Source organism: Rhodococcus sp. 05-2254-5 (genome assembly GCF_002258575.1).
GTDB lineage: Bacteria > Actinomycetota > Actinomycetes > Mycobacteriales > Mycobacteriaceae > Rhodococcoides > Rhodococcoides fascians.
Genome location: NZ_NOZG01000014.1, coordinates 74,507 through 93,003, shown reverse-complemented (window position 1 = coordinate 93,003; position 18,497 = coordinate 74,507). Strand labels below are relative to the sequence as shown.

Annotated in this window: 17 protein-coding genes; 10 read left to right on the top strand and 7 right to left on the bottom strand. The window is 66.2% G+C overall.

The features are described from left to right. From CH278_RS10605 to CH278_RS10580, 6 genes are read left to right on the top strand one after another with little or no spacing between them, the layout of a single operon-like run. On the top strand, positions 1-783 hold the full coding sequence (locus tag CH278_RS10605; protein WP_094621860.1) for an urea amidolyase associated protein UAAP1: 783 nt from the start codon (positions 1-3) through the stop codon (positions 781-783). Next, the gene (locus CH278_RS10600) at positions 765-1,397 is read left to right on the top strand and encodes an urea amidolyase associated protein UAAP2 (RefSeq protein ID WP_094621859.1); all 633 of its coding nucleotides are present in this window, start codon (positions 765-767) and stop codon (positions 1,395-1,397) included. Before CH278_RS10605 ends, CH278_RS10600 begins: the two co-directional genes overlap by 19 nt. Continuing rightward, positions 1,394-3,403 (top strand): 5-oxoprolinase/urea amidolyase family protein, encoded by a 2,010-nt coding sequence (locus tag CH278_RS10595; protein WP_094621858.1) that lies wholly within the window; start codon positions 1,394-1,396, stop codon positions 3,401-3,403. Before CH278_RS10600 ends, CH278_RS10595 begins: the two co-directional genes overlap by 4 nt. Continuing rightward, positions 3,393-5,096, top strand: coding sequence for an allophanate hydrolase (atzF, locus tag CH278_RS10590; protein ID WP_094621857.1), 1,704 nt, complete (start codon positions 3,393-3,395; stop codon positions 5,094-5,096). The genes CH278_RS10595 and atzF overlap by 11 nt, the downstream gene beginning before the upstream one ends. Positions 5,097-5,142: 46 nt before the next feature. Beyond that, positions 5,143-5,646, top strand: a complete 504-nt coding sequence (locus CH278_RS10585) for a PaaI family thioesterase (protein ID WP_027495142.1) — start codon at positions 5,143-5,145, stop codon at positions 5,644-5,646. A 2-nt stretch (positions 5,647-5,648) separates the two neighbouring features. Then, entirely contained in the window at positions 5,649-6,191 is a 543-nt protein-coding gene (locus CH278_RS10580; RefSeq protein ID WP_080736265.1) for a winged helix-turn-helix transcriptional regulator, read from the top strand. On the opposite strand, the gene CH278_RS10575 is transcribed toward CH278_RS10580, so the two are convergent. Together CH278_RS10575 and CH278_RS10570 are read right to left on the bottom strand one after the other, a co-directional pair. Beyond that, positions 6,141-6,782: a LysE family translocator gene (locus CH278_RS10575; protein ID WP_032367722.1), complete on the bottom strand. Its 642-nt coding sequence runs from the start codon at positions 6,780-6,782 to the stop codon at positions 6,141-6,143. The two genes, CH278_RS10580 and CH278_RS10575, sit on opposite strands and share 51 nt — an antisense overlap. A gap of 61 nt (positions 6,783-6,843) precedes the next feature. Further along, a complete protein-coding gene (locus CH278_RS10570) occupies positions 6,844-7,731 on the bottom strand; it encodes an SGNH/GDSL hydrolase family protein (protein WP_200937348.1) in 888 nt (295 codons plus the stop codon). A 252-nt stretch (positions 7,732-7,983) separates the two neighbouring features. Here CH278_RS10570 and CH278_RS27445 point away from each other — a divergent pair, with 252 nt between their 5' ends. Continuing rightward, positions 7,984-8,142, top strand: a complete 159-nt coding sequence (locus tag CH278_RS27445) for a hypothetical protein (RefSeq protein WP_167735595.1) — start codon at positions 7,984-7,986, stop codon at positions 8,140-8,142. Here the strand turns inward: CH278_RS27445 and CH278_RS10565 are convergent. Then, on the bottom strand, positions 8,139-8,381 hold the full coding sequence (locus CH278_RS10565; RefSeq protein WP_032369989.1) for a hypothetical protein: 243 nt from the start codon (positions 8,379-8,381) through the stop codon (positions 8,139-8,141). The two genes, CH278_RS27445 and CH278_RS10565, sit on opposite strands and share 4 nt — an antisense overlap. 236 nt (positions 8,382-8,617) lie before the next feature. Between CH278_RS10565 and CH278_RS10560 the strand changes: the two genes are divergently transcribed. Further along, positions 8,618-9,604, top strand: a complete 987-nt coding sequence (locus CH278_RS10560; protein ID WP_052053614.1) for an NAD(P)/FAD-dependent oxidoreductase — start codon at positions 8,618-8,620, stop codon at positions 9,602-9,604. Between the two features lie 10 nt (positions 9,605-9,614). Here CH278_RS10560 and CH278_RS10555 read toward each other — a convergent pair whose 3' ends face one another. Next, on the bottom strand, positions 9,615-10,325 hold the full coding sequence (locus tag CH278_RS10555; protein WP_027495137.1) for a Clp protease N-terminal domain-containing protein: 711 nt from the start codon (positions 10,323-10,325) through the stop codon (positions 9,615-9,617). A gap of 141 nt (positions 10,326-10,466) precedes the next feature. Here CH278_RS10555 and CH278_RS10550 point away from each other — a divergent pair, with 141 nt between their 5' ends. Both CH278_RS10550 and CH278_RS10545 read left to right on the top strand, forming a co-directional pair. After that, the gene (locus tag CH278_RS10550) at positions 10,467-12,749 is read left to right on the top strand and encodes a putative bifunctional diguanylate cyclase/phosphodiesterase (protein ID WP_256991846.1); all 2,283 of its coding nucleotides are present in this window, start codon (positions 10,467-10,469) and stop codon (positions 12,747-12,749) included. Positions 12,750-12,785: 36 nt separating this feature from the next. Continuing rightward, positions 12,786-14,708, top strand: coding sequence for a gamma-glutamyltransferase family protein (locus CH278_RS10545; RefSeq protein ID WP_094621856.1), 1,923 nt, complete (start codon positions 12,786-12,788; stop codon positions 14,706-14,708). Between the two features lie 19 nt (positions 14,709-14,727). On the opposite strand, the gene CH278_RS10540 is transcribed toward CH278_RS10545, so the two are convergent. Genes CH278_RS10540 through CH278_RS10530 form a run of 3 tightly spaced genes read right to left on the bottom strand, consistent with a single transcriptional unit; the run spans position 14,728 to position 18,495 of the window. Beyond that, positions 14,728-15,405, bottom strand: a complete 678-nt coding sequence (locus tag CH278_RS10540) for a response regulator (protein WP_032367717.1) — start codon at positions 15,403-15,405, stop codon at positions 14,728-14,730. After that, the gene (locus CH278_RS10535) at positions 15,402-17,855 is read right to left on the bottom strand and encodes a sensor histidine kinase (RefSeq protein WP_094621855.1); all 2,454 of its coding nucleotides are present in this window, start codon (positions 17,853-17,855) and stop codon (positions 15,402-15,404) included. Before CH278_RS10535 ends, CH278_RS10540 begins: the two co-directional genes overlap by 4 nt. Then, complete coding sequence (locus tag CH278_RS10530) at positions 17,839-18,495, bottom strand: potassium-transporting ATPase subunit C (RefSeq protein ID WP_032373474.1); 657 nt, start codon at positions 18,493-18,495, stop codon at positions 17,839-17,841. The genes CH278_RS10535 and CH278_RS10530 overlap by 17 nt, the downstream gene beginning before the upstream one ends. Positions 18,496-18,497: the final 2 nt, after the last annotated feature.

Genomic DNA, 18,497 nt, shown 5'->3' with positions numbered 1-18,497 from the left:
ATGAGCACGGCAACAACGTATTCCGCCAAGGAACACGCACGATCCCAGGCGACCGTCGCGCCGGCACCCACAGCACCGGAGGGCGTCTCGGAGCTCACGTGGGCAGAATCGGTGCCCGGCGGCAGCTACACCACGAAGGTTCTGGCTCGCGGAACCCGCTTGCGCCTCGTCGACGTCGACGGTGCCGCCTGCGCCAACCTGCTGCTCTATCGCGTCGACGCACCATGGGAGCGCCTCAACACCGCGGACACCGTCAAGGTTCCGTGGCAGGCGTACCTGAGCGCGGGCCACCCCCTGCTCTCGGATCAGGGCCGCGTGCTGGCGACCATCGTCGCCGACACCTCCGGTCACCACGACGCGCTGTGCGGTACCACGTCCACGGCGACGAACATCGCCAAATACGGAGTGAGCGGACCGCATTCGTCCGCTCCGGCCGGACGCGAGCTGTTCACCCTTGCCGCGGCCAAGCACGGACTCGAGCCGCGCGACGTTGGACCGTCGCTGTCGTTCTTCCACGGCATCACCGTCGACGCGGACGGGAGCCTCGTCAGCACCGGCTCTGCCGGACCGGGCCGCTCGGTGGATCTGCTGATCCACCTGCCGGTGATCGTGTTGCTCGCCAACACCGCTCACCCATTGAACCCCAGTCCCGAGTACGACACGACGACACTCGACGTACTGGCCTGGCGCGCACCGGAAGAGCTGCTCACACTCGACAACACCGAGCCGGAATACCAACGCGCAGTGCAGAACACCGAGAACGCATGGAAGGCAGCGCAGTGACCACCAGTGCAGTGATCATCAGAGACGAGATCGCCCCCGCGTTCGGGCCCTGGTCCGCAGTCGTCGAGGCCGGTGACGTCCTGACGATCGTCGATCTCTACGGTAACCAGGCCGTCGACACCCTGCTGTACGGCGCACACGATCATTCGCTCCGGTACTCCGCCGCCGCGACGGTCACCGCGCAACGGAACCTGTTCCTCACCACCGGAACCGTCCTGCGCAGCGATGATTCGACACCTCTGATGACGATCATCGACGATGAGGTCGGCAACCACGACACCGTCGGCGGCGCGTGCTCCAAGGAATCGAACACTCTGCGCTACGGCCATCACACCCAGCACCAGCACGCGTGCGTCGAGAACTTCCTCATCGAGGGTTCCAAGTGGGGTCTCGGCAAGCGAGACCTGGCCCCCAACATCAACTTCTTCATGAACGTCCCCGTCGACGCGGACGGCACCCTCGGCATCGTCGACGGTCTGTCGGCTCCCGGAAAGACGCTCTCGTTGCGTGCCGAGATCGACACGCTGGTGTTGGTCTCGAACTGCCCGCAGATCAACAACCCCTGCAACGAATTCGACCCCACCGCGGTGCAGATGATCGTGACGCGATCATGACCGCGACCAAGATGACCGTCCAGCGGCCCGGCATGATCACCACGGTGCAGGACTGGCCAGGACGCGTCGGCTACTGGAAGGTGGGCGTGCCGCCGTCGGGACCGATGGACGATCTGTCGTTCCGGCTCGGCAACACCGCGCTCGGTAACCCCGAGGGTCTACCGGGTCTCGAATCGACCATGGCCGGGCCGGCATTGACGTTCGACGCCGATACCTACGTCTGTGTGACCGGTGCAGCGGTTCCGGTACGCATCGACGGCCGATCGGCCGCGCAGTGGAAACCGGTCCTGGTTCCCGCCGGTGCCACCCTCGATGTCGGCACCACCACCGGCCACGGGCTGCGGGTGTACGTCCTGATCCAGGGTGGCCTCGACGTCGACGACTACCTCGGCAGCGCAGCCACATTCACGCTCGGCAAGTTCGGCGGGCATCGCGGCGGCATCCTGGGCGAGGGTGACATCATCGGACTGGCCGGCCGCTCCGATGACTCCTCCGTCCTCGGGCCGATCCCGATGGAACACCTGCCGGTGCTGACGTCGAGCTGGGACATCGCAGTCACCGAGGGCCCGCACGGCGCACCGGAGTTCTTCACCCGCGACGACATCGACACCCTCTACGCCACCCGCTACGAGGTGCACTTCAACTCCGATCGCACCGGAGTTCGGCTGATCGGCCCCAAGCCGCAGTGGGCGCGCGCCGACGGCGGTGAAGCCGGACTGCACCCGTCGAACATCCACGACAACGCCTACAGCGTCGGCGCATTGGACTTCACCGGTGACACCCCGATCCTGCTCGGCCCCGACGGCCCGAGTCTCGGCGGATTCGTCTGTCCTGTCACCGTTGTCGCGGCCGAACGCTGGAAGCTCGGCCAGCTTCGGCCCGGTGACACCATCCGATTCGTGCCGGTCCGGGCTGCAGCCACCGCGCCGCTGGGATCGCTCGGCCTCGCCCGGCGCGCATCACTGCCCGCGGTCTTCTCCGCCGGCGGTGACGGGGACGACGGCGTCATCGCTCGGCGTGACGCCGATACCTGCGTCACCTACCGGCGATCTGGTGACGACAACGTGCTGGTCGAATACGGCGACATGAAACTCGACCTCACCCTGCGAGCACGGGTGCACGCGCTGCATCAGCGTGTCGAAGCCATCGCGCCCCGAGGCCTGTTGGATCTGACCCCCGGCATCCGCTCACTGCAGGTCAAGGTGAATCCCGATGTGCTCTCGATCGATTCGTTGATGGGGCTGCTCGCCGAGGTCGAGGATGATCTGCCTGCCGCCTCGGAACTCGTGGTCCCCAGCCGTCAGGTTCGGCTCCCGCTCTCGTGGGACGACCCGTCGACCCGCGAAGCAATTCAGCGGTACATGCACGGCGTGCGTGCCGACGCCCCGTGGTGTCCCTGGAACATCGAATTCATCAGGCGGATGAACGGACTCGACTCCGTCGCAGACGTTTTCGATACCGTTTTCGCGGCGGACTACATGGTGCTCGGGCTCGGTGACGTGTACCTCGGTGCCCCGGTGGCGACTCCGCTGGATCCGCGTCACCGCCTGGTGACGACGAAGTACAACCCGGCACGCACGTGGACGCCGGAGAATGCCGTCGGCATCGGCGGGGCATACCTGTGCATCTACGGCATGGAGGGTCCCGGCGGATACCAGTTCGTCGGCCGAACCACGCAGGTGTGGAACCACAGTGCCACGTACAGCGGCGGGCCGTTCGAGGAAGGAACCCCGTGGCTGTTGCGGTTCTTCGACCGAATCTCCTGGTACTCGGTCGAACCCGAGGAGCTGATGGACCTGCGCGCCGATCTGGCAGCAGGTCGCGGCGGTGGAGTCGAGATCACCGACGGTGAGTTCTCGCTCGCCGAGCACGAGAGTTTCCTCGAGACCAACGCCGAATCCATCGCCGAGTTCCGCGCGACCCAGGCCGTGGCCTTCGGGGCCGAGCGGGACGCGTGGTCGGCCGCCGGAGAATTCGACAAGAGAGGCAAGATCGATGCTGCCTGAGGTACGGGAACGAGTTCTGCAGGCCTACAAGCGAATCGCGGAGGTCGACCGACCCGAAGTGTGGATCACCCTGCGCGACGAGGACGACGTACTGGCCGAGGCGGTGGCGCTCGAACGCGCACTGGAGGCAGGTGCAGATCTGCCGCTCGCCGGCGTGCTGGTTGCCGTCAAGGACAACATCGACGTCGCCGGTCTGCCCACTACTGCGGCGTGCCCCGAATTCGCCTACACACCAGCAGTCTCCGCCGTCGCCATCGAACGATTGACGAGCCAGGGCGCACTGATACTCGGCAAGACCAACCTGGACCAATTCGCCACCGGACTGGTCGGCACCCGAAGCCCCTACGGAGCAGTGCGCTGTGCCTGGGACCCCACGCTGGTCTCGGGCGGATCCAGTTCCGGCTCGGCAGTGGCGGTGGCACTGGGGATCGCGGACATCGGAATCGGCACCGACACAGCCGGATCCGGGCGAGTCCCCGCCGCGTTCCACGGACTCGTCGGAATCAAGGCGACACTCGGGATTGTGCCGAACACCGGCGTCGTTCCCGCCTGCGCCGACTACGACTGCGTCACCGCGCTCGCCCACGATCTCGACAGTGCCACGGCGGCGATGAAAGTGATGACCGGTCCGACCACCACCGATCCGCGCAGCCGGGCCTGGCCCGCCGACATTCGACTGGCCGCGTCGCCGGAGCCCCGGGTCGCCGTTCCACGTGCCGCGGATCTGGTATCGCTGAGCCCGGAATACCGTCGGGCATTCGAGGAGACGGTCGCCGGCCTGGCCGAGAAGGGCTTCAGTCACATCGAGGTCGATATCTCGGGGCTGCTCGATGCGGCGACGCTACTGTACGACGGAGCCATTGTGGCGCAACGCTATTCGGCCGTCGGAGAATATCTCGACACCGCGCCGGACGGTGCCGATCCCACGGTCGCTGCCATCGTCCGCTCTGCAGCCGGCCCGTCCGCGCACCGCTACGTGGACGATCTGGGCACACTCACCCAGGCCAAGACGGCTGCCCGCGAACTGCTACGCGAGGTCGACGGTCTACTGCTGCCCACCACCACCGAACATCCGAGTATCGCTACAGTGCAGGCAGATCCGGTCGGCATCAACCGACGCCTCGGCACGTTCACCAACTTCTGCAACCTGCTCGACATGGCGGCGGTCGCGGTCCCCGGTGCCCCGACGTCGGACGGCAATCCGTTCGGAGTGATGTTCGTCGTCCCTGCGTTCGAGGATCAGATCGCGATCGACCTCGCTGCTCGGCTGAGCGAAGTGCCGTCACCCTCGCTGATCGACGACGGTATCGAGGTGTTGGTCGTAGGAGCGCACCTGCACGGTTTTCCGGTGCACAGCCAACTGACCGATCGGGGCGCACGGTTCAGCGGCGAGGTGACCACGTCTGCGGACTATCGACTCGTGGATCTGCACACCACACCGCCCAAGCCCGGTCTGGTGCGGCGGGAAGGGGACGGCGCACCCATAGCCGGAGAGCTGTACCGGATGTCCGCCGCCGCGCTCGGCACCTTCCTCGCCGGGTTGCCCGCGCCGATGGGCCTCGGTCCCGTCGAGTTGTCGGACGGACGTTGGGTCACCGGGTTCTGCTGCGCCCACGACGCGGCCGAGAAGGGCACCGACATCACCGAGTACGGCGGTTGGCGCGCCTACCGCGATCAGGGGTTACTATCCTGAGCAGCTGACTATCATGGTGATAGTTACTCGAGGACAGGCGAGACACATGATCACTGATGAGCAACGACGATCGCAGACCTTCTCGTGGGTCGACCCCGCCGAGGTGCTGAAGACTGCGTCCACCATGAGCGGTCTCGACGCCATGCGTGCGCTGGTCAGTGGCGAGCTGCCACCTCCGCCCATCGCCGCCCTCATGCAGTTCTCCCCGGTCTTGGTCGAGACCGGCAAAGTGGTGTTCGAGTGCGAACCGTCCGAGGCGCACTACAACCCGATCGGCATGGTGCACGGCGGTCTGGTGTGCACGCTTCTCGACACAGTCCTCGGTTGCGCGGCCCACACCACGCTCCCGGCAGGCACCGGGTACACCTCCATCGACATCAACGTCAGCTACCAACGCCCGGTGCACTCTCACAGCGGACCTTTGACGGCCACGGGGACCGTGGTCAAGAGCGGCTCGCGAGTGATCTTCACCGAGGGTTCGGTGGTCGACAACACCGGCAGGGTCGTCGCAACCGGGACGAGTTCCTTGCTCGTCATCCCTGGAAAGTAGCAATGCAACGCCGTAGTTTCGCGGACATGGAGTGCCCCATCGCCGGGGCGCTCGAGCAGGTCGGCGAATGGTGGACGCTGCTGATCCTGCGGGATGTGCTCGACGGCTTCTCTCGCTTCGACGAGCTGGAGTCCAATCTCGGTATTGCTCCGAACATGTTGGCGCGCAGACTCAAAGGCCTGGTCGACGGCGGGATGCTGACCAAGGTGCAATACAGCGAGCACCCCCCGCGCCACGAGTACGTACCGACGGCGCGGGCCCGTGAACTCAGCACGGTCATCGTCGCTCTGTATGCATGGGGAAACAAGCATGTGCCGCAACAGGATCGGCGGGTGGTGCTGGTGGACGGAGATGGCCGACCGATCGATCCGGTCCTCGTCGACCGCGAGACAGGAAGGACTCTGCGCGAGAGCCACGCACAGTTCCTTCCGGGGCCGGCTGCATCCGAAGGCATACGACGACGGTTGGATCCGGATCTGCGTGCCACGCGTCGATCACGCCGGGAGCGGTCGCCCGCCGTCGGTAGCGACACGGACCGCCAGTAACCCGAGCACTGTGCCCATCAGGTAACGCTGCACCTTCAGCCACGTCGGCCGGACGGCGAGAAATCGGGCGATCGATCCCGCCAGCACCACGATGGCCAGGTTGATCACAACCGCTACAGCTATCTGCACGCCGCCGAGTGCGAAACCCTGCAGCAAAACGGGTCCGGCAGCAGGATCGACGAACTGCGGAATGACCGAGATGTACATGATGGCGATCTTCGGGTTCAGCAGGTTGGTCACCAGCCCCATCATGAACAGCCTGCGGTTCGAATCCTGCTGCAGCGCAGTCGGCTCGAAGGCGGAGACCGTTCCGCGTAGGGCCTGCACCGCAAGCCAACCGAGGTAGGCGGCACCGGCGAGCTTGACCGCGACGTACAGCGCAGGCACGGCCGTGAACACTGCAGCCAAGCCGAGATTGGTCGCCGTCAGGTAGACCAGGAAGCCGACAGCCACACCTGCGAGGGACACCATTCCCGCCCGCCGCCCCTGCGAGATGCTGCGCGAGACAAGGTAGATCATGTTGGGACCAGGTGTCAGAACCAACACGAGGGCGACGGCGAACACGCCGAATACTGCAGACCACGAGACCATACGGTTGACACTTCCCGATAGTCGACCGCCCGGGTAGAGCCAGTTACCTTCTCGTGGACACCTATTCGCTTCGCACGATCGCGGCGACCTCGTCACCGATGGCGGCCATGCCGGCTGCCGTCGGGTGCAGTGGCGCTGCGGGGTTCTCCGGGATGACGCCCTCGAAGTACCGTTGATCGACTGCCGCGCAGACATCGTGGCCGACGCTCAGTGCCTCGGTGTCGACGAACTCCGCCCCGTGCTCCTCGGCCTGTGTCTTCAGCGCCTGGTTCATGGCGGTGATGCTGCTCTGGATGTAGTCGGCGTCCTCGGAGAGAACCGGCTGAGTGGGGAAGCAGCCACCGTCGGGGAGATACGTTCCGTACCCGACGACGAGGATCCGCGCGTCGGGCGCACGCTCGGCTACCGCGTCGAGCATCGCTCCCCAGCCCGGAGCCTCGGCCTCGATGGTGGCGGCGACGGTGTCGACTCCGCCGGCGGTGAGTCGGTCCTTGCAGACGTTGCCGGTCGAGGAATTCGCGAACGTCAGGCAGCCCACCGCGGTCGAGACGAGGCCGATGTCGTTGCCACCGATCGTCACAGTCACCAGATCGGTCTCGGGCGTCACCGCGTCGAGTTGGACGGGCTGATCCCCGCTGGAGGTGCTTTGGGGCGTCGAGACCAGGTTCTCGGTCACTGCCCCGCCGCACGTGACGTCGACGAAGGACGCGACCTCGAGCTGAGCCGCGACGACGTGTGGGTAGTTCGAGTCGGACTGCTCGCAGCCCGGCACACCCACCTGCTCCGGGATGCGTGGCCCCGACGCCGCGGAATCACCCAGCGCCACATAGTTCAGTGGCGCCGAAGCCGGGGTGTCCGGGACGTCGGCGTCCGGTGCACTGGGCGAAGAACACGCCGCAAGCAGGCTCACGGCAACAGCAATCCCGACGTAGATCCCAGGGTTCCTCACAGGTTCGACGCTACCGCGGCCGGTAACCTCGACCGGGTTGTCCCACGAGTACGTCTACACATCGAAGCAAAGGAACATCTCATGATCACCAACTTCATCAACGCGATCCTCGCCGGCTTCGGCTCCATTTCCGCTGGTAGCAGCGGCTTCGAACTGGCACCGGGAACGCTGCCCTTCGGACTGTAGGACCGGCAGTATGCTATCCGTGCGGTGCCGACGGTTCGTCCGGCACCGCACGGGTACACACCTCACATGACTGATCCGAAGCACGACGAGAACTCGACCCCCGACGCCGAAGAAGACGTGCAGTCCGACCCGGCTGCGGGCGCAGACACCAACGACTGGTCCAGCGAGGGCGGGGCCATCGAAACCGGACCGGCCACCGACGACGAGCGAACCGACGGCAACTAGCCGAACAAGCGGCGAGGCGCGGCGCGCACCGTTCGGACGTCACCGTCGGCCACGATGTGTTCCAGCGCTTCTCCGCGCGCTCGCATCGATGCGTCGGCGGTGAAGTCCACTCGAGCGTCGCCGAGCCAGTCGATGCCTACGACGATCCCCACGGTTCCCTTGGGAATGCCGCTTCGCCACCGCACGCGGCCCAGATTTCGGATAGCGACGACCGTATCCCCGATGTGGAAATTCCCCATAGCGCCCCCAACTTGTTCCTGCCGACCAGTACACCGCAACCGAACAGCCTGTTCAAGCGGTGGATCCGCGCTTACGGCTGGCGATGGCGACCGGTGACGTTGTCAAGGCGCCGAAAAACGGGGTAGCTACCTCGTTTCGAGTGCGAGCACCGCCTGGAAGTACTTTCGTCTTTCACGAGTTGCTGTTTTGGCAATTTATCTTGCCAAGGCGGTAGTCCCGTCTGCACACTGCAGACATGACTTCAGATAACGCCCCAGCGCCCACCGAGAATGTCCGCGTCGATGCGATCATCGTCGGCGGCGGAGTCGCCGGGCTCAGCGCCGCGGTAGCTCTCGGACGCTCGCGCCGATCCGTGACGATCATCGACGCCGGCGATCCGCGCAACGCTCCGGCCGCCCATTCGCACAACTACCTCACGCGCGACGGCGAATCTCCGCTCGAGCTCGTTCGCCTCGGCCGTATCGAGGCCGAGCACTACGGCGTCCGCATCGTCGACGGCACCGCGACGTCGGCGGTGCGGACCGACTCCGGGTTCGACGTGTCCCTCGCCGACGGCACCGTCGTTCGAGGCCGTCGCGTTCTGGTCACCACCGGTCTCACCGACATTCTTCCCAGCATTCCGGGGCTCGCCGAGCGCTGGGGCCGCGATGTACTGCACTGCCCGTACTGCCACGGGTGGGAGGTCCGAGACCGGGCGATCGGCATCATCGGCAGCGTCATGTCCGGACACCAGGCCCAGATGTGGCGTCAGCTGTCCGAGAACGTCACCGTCTTCACCCACACTGCAACGGAACTGAGCCCCGAGGATCTGACGCGGATGCGCGCCCGCGGGATCGTCGTGGTCGAAGAAGAGATCACGCGAGTCGACGTCGAGAACGACGCCATCGTCGGCGTCACGTTGGCGAACGGCGTCGCCGTCGCGCTCGACGCCGTGGTCGTCGGCCCCAACTTCACTTCCCGCGCGGACGTTCTCGAGTCATTGGGACTCGAGACAACCGAGATGGTGATGAACGGGCACGTCCTGGGCACCTACATCGAGGCCGACCCGGTCGGGGCGACGTCCGTGCCAGGAGTGTGGGTGGCCGGCAACGTAGCGGCACCCATGGACACCGTCGTCGCGGCATCTGCGGCAGGCGTGAAGGCCGGTGCCGCGATCAACGGTGATCTCATCGAGGAGGACGTTCGGTTCGCCGTCGAGCAGGCCGAAGCAATGGCCTCCTGACGGCGGTTCATCAGCTTCCCAGCGCGGTTGCCAGTCCGCTCTCGATGGCGTCTTTGCGGACCCCGAGCTCGGTCAGGGTGGCATCCTCGTTCTCGAGCAACGCCAACAGGATGTGCTCGGTGCCGATGTAGTTGTGTCCCAACCGAAGCGCCTCACGGAAGGTCAATTCCAGTGCCTTCTGGGCACCGGCGTCGAATGGAATCAGCGCCGGCAGGGGATCGGCCGGTGCGGGCAGCGTCGCCGTCACCGCGGCGCGGATCTGCTCGTCGGTGAGCCCCTGCGCACCCAGCAGCTTCGCGGCGAAGCCCTCGGGCTCGCCGAGCAGGCCGAGGATCAAGTGGCCCGTGGTGATGTGGTCGTTGCTCGTCGCCCGGGCTTCGTTCTGCGCCCCCACCACCACATTTCGTGCGCGCGGAGTGAAGCGAGAGAAGCCCTGGCTGGCGTCGAGCTCGGCAGGGTCGTCGCCGCCCTTGGCCACGAAACGTTTCTGCACCGCCTGCTTGCTGACACCCATCGAGGCGCCGATGGCAGTCCAGGACGCACCTGAACGACGTGCTCGATCCACGAAGTGTCCGATCAGATGGTCGGCGATGTCGCCGAGCGCATCGGCGGCGATCACCGCGTCGGAGAGCTGATCGAGGGCGTCGGTGTGCACCTTCTCGATGGCGGCGATCAGGTCGTCGAGTCGGACTGGATTGGTGATCTTCGTTGATTCGGTCATGCGTCAACCTTAGGTTGACGACCGCCTGCCGTCAACCTTCGGTTGACGTCAGTTTTCGACGGGTGGGTGGAGCCGAGGTCTGTTCGAAGGCAATTAGTGACCCTGGTCACCGTTTGTGCAGGCAAAGACGTATATTCACCGATGAAGGCGTCAGCGGAGAAGGTGCGAGCGCCGCACGGCGAGGGGAAGTGGGGTCCTTCGATGAATGCGAAGGCCGCTGCGCCATTCGCCGTGCCATCGGTGCGGACCGCGTTCCTGGCTGCGGTGGCCGTCGTCGCGGTGGCGGTGTTCGTCCAGGGCAGTGCCGACGTGCGTGCCGGCGTGCTGGCCGTTGTCGCCGTGGGATCGGTCGTGGCGATCAGTGCGGCAATTCGTCGCTACCGTCCGAGCGACGCCCGATGCTGGTGGGCTCTGTTCGGAGCCTCGGTGCTCTTCATGTTCGGAGTCTCGTTTCGCAGCGATCCGGACGCACTGGATCGATCGTTCTCGCTGCTCCCGGATCTCTTCACTCTCACCGGGTACGCCCTGGTGGGATACTCCCTGTCTCGGTGGATCCGAGACCGCCGGTCGATCGACGACATCACCCCCCTCGTCGATGCAGGCCTGATCTTCCTCGGCACGTTGTTCCTGTCGTGGTTGCTGCTGATCTCTCCGGCCCTCGACCTGCCGCGTTCGTCCGTGTCGACGGTGATGAACGGGATCTATCCGGCGATCGACGCAGCGTTGATCACGTTGACGACGTATCTGCTCTTCTCCTCGAAACCCCGCTCCGCCGCGCTGTTCTGGGCGCTGCTCGCCCTGGTGGCGACGTTCGTCGGCGACGTGTCCTACGCCTTCGCGGCGACGACCGACGACGCTCCGTCCTCGGGGTTGCTCGACGGCATCTATCTGTTCGCGTACCTGTCGCTGGCAATGGCAGCGCTCGACCCGTCGATGCGCACGGTGTCGCACCGGCAGACCCCCGCACCCGCCCACAGCAGCCGTCGGGTGGTCTTCGTGGTGTTGATGTTGGTGGTCTGCGCGACCGTGCCGCTGCTCGGTTCGGCGGTCTCCACCGGCGACCTGATCGTCCGCTCGCTGTTGCTCGCCTCGATCCTGGTCGGTGCCTTCCTGCGCGGCGAACGCGCCCTGGCCCGAGTGCAGACCGGCGAAGAGCATGCCCGCTACCTCGCGGCACACGACCTGCTCACCGGACTGCCGAACCGCACGACGCTCGACGCGGAGTACGCCCGACACGAACGCGCCCAGCGACCCGGACGCACCTGCACTCTGTTCGTCGACCTCGACAACTTCAAGATGGTCAACGATTCGTACGGCCACCGCGTCGGAGACGAGTTGATCGTCGCCGCGGCACGTCGCATCCGCGCGGCCGTCGCTGCCGCCGACACCGTCGTTCGGTATGCCGGCGACGAGTTCGTGGTGCTCACCCGCCGCGACCGTTCCGGTTCGGAACTGTTGGCGCGCCGCATCATCGAGCGACTGAGCGAGCCGTTCCCGCTCAGTGCTGCCACCGCCTACGTCTCGGCCTCGGTGGGCATCGCCGACGCCGAACGACTGCACGACGCCATCCGCGAGGCCGACACCGCGATGTATCACGCGAAATCTCTCGGGGCGTCTCGCTACGCGTTCTTCGACGAGTCCTTGCGTGCGCGAGCAACATCGGCGATCGAGACCGCCACCGCACTTCGCGGCGCGATCCGGCGCGGGGAGCTCGAGGTCTACTACCAACCGATCGTCGCGACGAAGTCCCGCAAGACCGTTGTCTACGAGGCGCTCGTGCGCTGGAACTGGCAGGGCCGAGTACGGACGCCGAACGAGTTCATCCCGATCGCCGAATCGACCAATCTCATCGAGGAGATCGGTGAGTGGGTACTGCGCACCGCGATCTCCGATCTAGTGACACTGCGCGCGAACGGGCAGGACGTCACCATGTCGGTCAACGTCTCGCCGATGCAGTTGCGCGACGACTCGTTGCCGGGCATCGTCCAACGGGTGCTCGATACCTTCGGCGTCACCGGTGCGGACCTGGCGCTCGAGATCACCGAAAGTGTTCTGATCGACGACATCGGCGCAGCGAAGACCGTGCTCGATCGGCTCGCCGCCATGGGCGTACTCATCGTGCTCGACGATTTCGGTATCGGCTACTCCTCGCTGAACCGGTTGCGCAAGATGCCGATTGCGCTGCTCAAGATCGACAAGTCCTTCGTCCACGAGATCGGCGTCTCCGATTCCGACGTCCAGCTGATTCGCGCCATCACGGCCATGGCGTCCGCGCTTCCCGTGGCGACCGTCGCCGAGGGGGTCGAGACCGAGGAACAGGCCGCGATCATCGAGCAACTCGACTGCCGTTACGCGCAGGGCTATCTGTACGGCAGGCCCGCCCCCATCGCGCATTGGCTTCTCGAATCCGCGCAGCAACGGTGACCACGGTGTTAGCGTCGAGCGGTGTCTGCAACCGGAATGCGCCCTGTTCGCTACACCGCCCTCGCCTGTGCTCTCCTACTGGTGCCGCTCGTCGCGTGCAGCAGTAGTGACGACGCCGGTACCGACACCGCCGCTGCGGACAGTTGCGTACTCGGCGCCAGTGGCGGCACCCCGGTAGGAAAGACCCCGAGCACCGGCTCGGGTGACATCTCCACCAATCCGGAAGTGGCGACCGGATATCGGTCGAACATGACTCCGGTGGAGACGCCGTCGTACTCGGTCTCCACCGCCAACCCGGTCTCCACTGCAGCCGCGTGCGAGGTCCTACGCGACGGCGGCACCGCGGCCGACGCCCTCATCGTGGCGCAGACCGTGCTCGGGCTCGTCGAACCCCAGTCGTCGGGAATCGGCGGCGGCGCTTTTCTGATGTACTACGACGCCGCGTCGGGCGAGGTGCAGAGCTACGACGGCCGCGAGACCGCGCCGATGAGTGCCACCGGCGACTACCTGCGGTACATCGACGACGTCAACCGCACTGTGCCGCAACCCGATGCGCGGTCCAGTGGCCGATCGATCGGCGTGCCGGGCGTTGTGCGCATGCTCGAGCAGGCGCACGAGGATCACGGTGACAAGCCGTGGGGGGATCTGTTCCGACCCGCGATCGAGCTCGCCGACAACGGAATCGAGATCAGCCCGCGCATGGCCTCGTCCATCGCGGACTCGGCACCGAAGCTCGCGCTCGACCCGGCGTCCAAGGACTATTTCTTGCAGCCCGACGGAACCGGTAAGCCTGCCGGCACGGTGCTGAACAATCCGGCGATGTCGAAGACGTTGTCCACCATCGCAACCGACGGTGCCGATGCCTTCTACACCGGCGACATTGCCCAGGCGATCGTCGACGCGACAGCAGATACCACCGCCGGCCGTACCCCGGGGCAGATCACGGTGGACGACCTCGCCGGCTACGAGCCGAAGACCCGCACCGCAGTGTGCACGCCGTACCGCGATCACGACATCTGCGGAATGCCGGGGCCGTCCTCCGGCGGCATCGCGGTGGCGTCGACGATGGGCATTCTGTCGAACTTCGATCTGGCGCAGTATGCCCCGACGGACATGGACGCCAACGGCGGCAAGCCGACCGCCGAGGCCGTGCATCTGATCTCCGAGGCCGAGCGTCTGGCGTACGCCGATCGCGACAAGTACGTCGCCGATCCGGATTTCGTACCCCTACCCGGCGGCTCGCCCGACGCCCTGCTCGACCCCGAGTACCTCAGCAGCAGAGCAGGACTGATCGACGAGGGCAAGTCGATGGGTACCGCGAAACCGGGCGACTTCGGGCCCGTGCAATTCGCCTCGTCCACCGATCCCGAGCACGGCACCAGCCACATCTCGATCGTCGACGGCGAGGGCAACGCGGCCTCGATGACGACAACTGTCGAGTCGGCCTTCGGCTCGTTCCACATGGTCGACGGCTTCCTGCTCAACAATCAGCTCACCGACTTCTCCGCCGCGCCGGTGGCCGAGGACGGAACTCCCATGGCCAACCGTGTCGAGCCAGGCAAGCGCCCGCGCAGTTCGATGGCCCCGACCCTGGTGTTCGATCGCAGCGACGACGGCACACGCGGAGATCTCGTTCTCGTCGCGGGCTCACCCGGCGGGTCGGTGATCATCCAGTTCGTCGTCAAAACACTGGTAGGACTTCTCGATTGGGGAATGGGCCCGCAGCAGGCGGTGTCGATGGTCGACTTCGGAGCGGCCAACACCCCGTCCACCAACTACGGCGGCGAACATCCCAACGTGACCGGAGAGAACGATCCGGTCGTGGTGACGCTGCGCGAGAAGGGCCACCAGGTCTCGGTTGCCGACCAGTCGAGCGGGCTGAGCGCGCTGCAACGCACCGACGGTGGCTGGATCGGCGGAGCGGACCCACGCCGCGAAGGTGAGGTACTGGGTGGATAGGTGCGGGCGCGGGTAGCGCTCAGCTCACGAATCGATAGCCCATGCCGGTTTCGGTGATCAGATGCACCGGTGCCGCTGGGTCTCGTTCCAACTTCTGGCGTAGTTGGCCGAGATAGATTCGCAGATAATGTGTTTCGCGTTCGTGCCCGGGTCCCCACACGGTACGCAAAATCTCCTTCTGCGACACCAGTTTCCCCTCGTTGCGGACGAGCAGTTCGAGGACGCCCCATTCGGTGCGCGTCAGGTGCACGTTCTCACCCTGTCGAACAACGGTTTTGGCGGCGAGGTCGACCGTGAAGTCCGCGGTCTCGACGATGGGATCCGCCACCGATTGCGGACCGCGGCGCAGGGCCGCGCGCAGTCGCGCCAGCAGCTCGTCCATGCCGAACGGCTTGGTCACGAAGTCGTCCGCCCCGGCATCGAGTGCCTCGACGGTGTCGGCCGAGTCGGTGCGCGCCGAGAGCACCAGAATCGGCACATCGGTCCATCCGCGCAGACCTGCTATGACGTCGATACCGTCGATGTCGGGCAGACCGAGGTCCAGGATCACGATGTCCGGGTGGAAGTTCGCGGCCACCCGCAGTGCTTCCCCACCCGTAGCCGCGCTGACGACCTCGAATCCGCGGACGTTCAGATTGATCCGCAGCGCCCGCACGATCTGTGGTTCGTCGTCGACGACGAGCGCCCGTACCTTCACCTGCTCGCCGCCTTCAACTCGACCGTCATCGTCAGCCCTCCGCCGACGGTGTCCGACGCCGTGACGGTACCGCCCATGGCCCGTACGAATCCTCGCACCACCGACAGGCCGAGTCCGACGCCCACCGAGTTGTCACGGTCACCGAGGCGTTGGAACGCGTCGAACATGGTCGCTTCGGCCCCGACGGTGATGCCGGGGCCGTGGTCGACGACGGAGATGGCGGCCATGTCCCCGTGCACTGCGGCGCACACGGTGATCTCGCCGGTGGGGGCGTAGCGGGCACTGTTCGCCACCAGGTTCGCGAGCACTCGTTCGAGCAGACCCGGATCGGCGAGCACTTCGACGTCGCCCACCTCGACCCGCACGCGCTCGTCGGCCCCTACCAGCGCGCCTGCCAGTACGTCGTCGACGAAGACGGGACGCAGACTGGGTTGCACCACACCGGCTTGCAGCCGCGAGGAGTCGAGCAGATTGGTCACCAATGCCGTCAACTGGTCGGCCGACTCGTCGATGGTGGCGAGCAGTTCGTCGGTGTCCTCGGGCGAGAACTGAACGTCGGTGCTGCGCAGCGACGACGAGGCTGCCTTGACCGCCGACAGCGGCGTCCGAAGATCGTGGCTGACGGCCGAGAGCAATGCTCGACGCAACGCGTCGGCCTCGGCCAGTGCGTTGGCGCGGCTGGCTTCCTCGGCCAAACGGGCTTGGCGCACCATGCCCGCGGCTTGGTTGGCCACGGCTGCGAGGACGCGGCGATCGTGGGCGCGGGTGCGTTCGCCGACGAGCAGCAGCGTGAAATCGCCCGCGTCGATCTCGGTGTCGGCCCCGTTGCGATCGGTCGGCGGGTGTTCGCCCGAGCTGCCCACGATGGACCGGGACTGGTTGTCCCACAGTGCGACGCCGGACTGGCGATATGTCTCCCGTGCGCGCTCGAGCAGCGCGCCCAGATCGGCCCCGCGCAGGACGGACCCCGCGAACAGGGTCAACAGTTCGGCTTCCTGCGTCGCGCGCCGTGCCTGACGCGTCCGCCGAGCGGCGGCATCCACCAGGGCCGCGACCGCAACAGCGACCAGCAGTAGTACGACGGTCACGACGAAGTTGTCCGGCTCGGCGATCGTCAGGCTGTATCTGGGTGTGGTGAAGAAGTAGTTCAGCAGGAATCCTGCGATCAGCGCCGAGAGTGCCGCCGGTGCAACACCTCCCAGCAGCGCCACACACAGCACCACCATGAAGAACAGGGCACTCTCGCCGCTCGAGTCGAAGTCCGGACCGACCGTGCTCAACACTGCAGCGGCCAGGCAGGGCACCAGAACCGCGGCCAGCCAGGCGATCACCCGTCGACGCCCCGAATCGACCTGCAGACTCCGCCGACGGGCCTGCTCGGCGTGAGTGACCATGTGTACGTCGATCTTTCCCGAGTTCTGCACCACGGCCGCGCCGATACCCTCGTCGAGAATGCGGGCGGCACGTGACCTTCTCGAGGTACCGATCACCAACTGCGTGGCGTTCACTCCGCGCGCGAAATCGAGCAGGGTGGTCGGCACGTCGTCCCCGACGACGCTGTGCACACTCGCACCGAGGCCGGCGGCGAGCTTGCGCACGGAACCCATCTGCGGTGCGGACACGCCCATGAGGCCGTCTCCGCGAACGATGTGCAGCACCATCAGTTCGGCACTGGACTTCGAGGCGATCCGACTCGCCCGCCGCAGCAGGGTTTCCGACTCCGGGCCGCCCGTCACCGCGACCACCACCCGCTCGCGCGCCTCCCAGGTGTCGGTGATGCGATTGTCCTTGCGGTACTTCACCAATGCGGCGTCGACCTGGTCGGCGATCCAGAGCAATGCGAGCTCACGCAGAGCCGTCAGGTTGCCGCCGCGGAAGTAGTTGCTCAGCGCGGCGTCTACTTTGTCGGCAGCGTAGACGTTGCCGTGCCGCAGCCTGCTCCGCAGCGCCTCGGGTGTGATGTCGACCAGCTCGACTTCGTCGGCGGCCCGAACCACGCTGTCGGGAACCGTCTCTCGCTGCGGAACACCGGTGATCTGCTGCACCACGTCGTTCAGAGATTCGAGGTGCTGCACGTTGAGGGTGGAGATGACATCGATGCCCGCGTCGAGCAGCACTTCGACGTCCTGCCACCGCTTGTCGTGGACGCTGCCCGGAGTGTTGGTGTGCGCCAGCTCGTCGACGAGCACCACCTCGGGGCGGCGCGTCAGGACCGCGTCGAGATCGAGTTCCTGCGCCGAGGCTCCTCGGTAACGGACGGTGGCCATCGGCAGAACTTCGATGCCCTCGAGTGCCTCGATGGTTCGCGCCCGACCGTGCGTTTCCACGACGGCCGCGACCACGTCACGTCCGCGATCCTGCAGCCGACGAGCTTCGCCGAGCATGGCGAAGGTCTTGCCGACGCCGGGCGCGGCACCGAGATAGATCCGCAGCTCACCCCTGTCCGCCACAGCCTGTCTCCTCACCCGGCCGGTATGCGTCCCGCAGTGCCAGGTTCAACTCCGGGACATTCACCGCTTCGGCACCGAGTACACCGTACTGCGGGCCGCGGGTGTACTGGTCGACCAGAGCCTCCACCTCGTTCACCGGCGCTCCGTTGACCTGGGCCACCCGGGCGACCTGGAGGGCCGCGTAGGCGGGACTGATGTCGGGATCGATACCGGATCCGGAGCCGGTGACGGCGTCGGCCGGAATCGCGGACGGGTCGACGTTCTCCCGGGCGGCGATGGCGGCTCGACGCTGTTCGACGAACGACGCGAGTACCTCGCTCGACGGGCCCTGATTGGTCGGTAGTGCCGCAGCAGGATCACCGGGCGCGAACGCGTCGTCGTCCGATACCGAGCCCGTGACGCGGGTGTGGAAGAACGGATCCGGCTCTCCCGGAGCCACCTGCGGATCGACGCCGATCAGCGAGCTGCCGACGACGCAGCCCTGTGCGTCACGCAGCGGCGACCCCTCGGCGGAGTCGGTGCCGATGCGGCTGATGCCCCAGACCACAGCCGGATACGCGATGCCGAGGATCACGGTGAGCGCCAGCAGCACTGCGAAGCCTGCAACGACCTGACGGAGAAATCCCTGTACGAAACGCATGG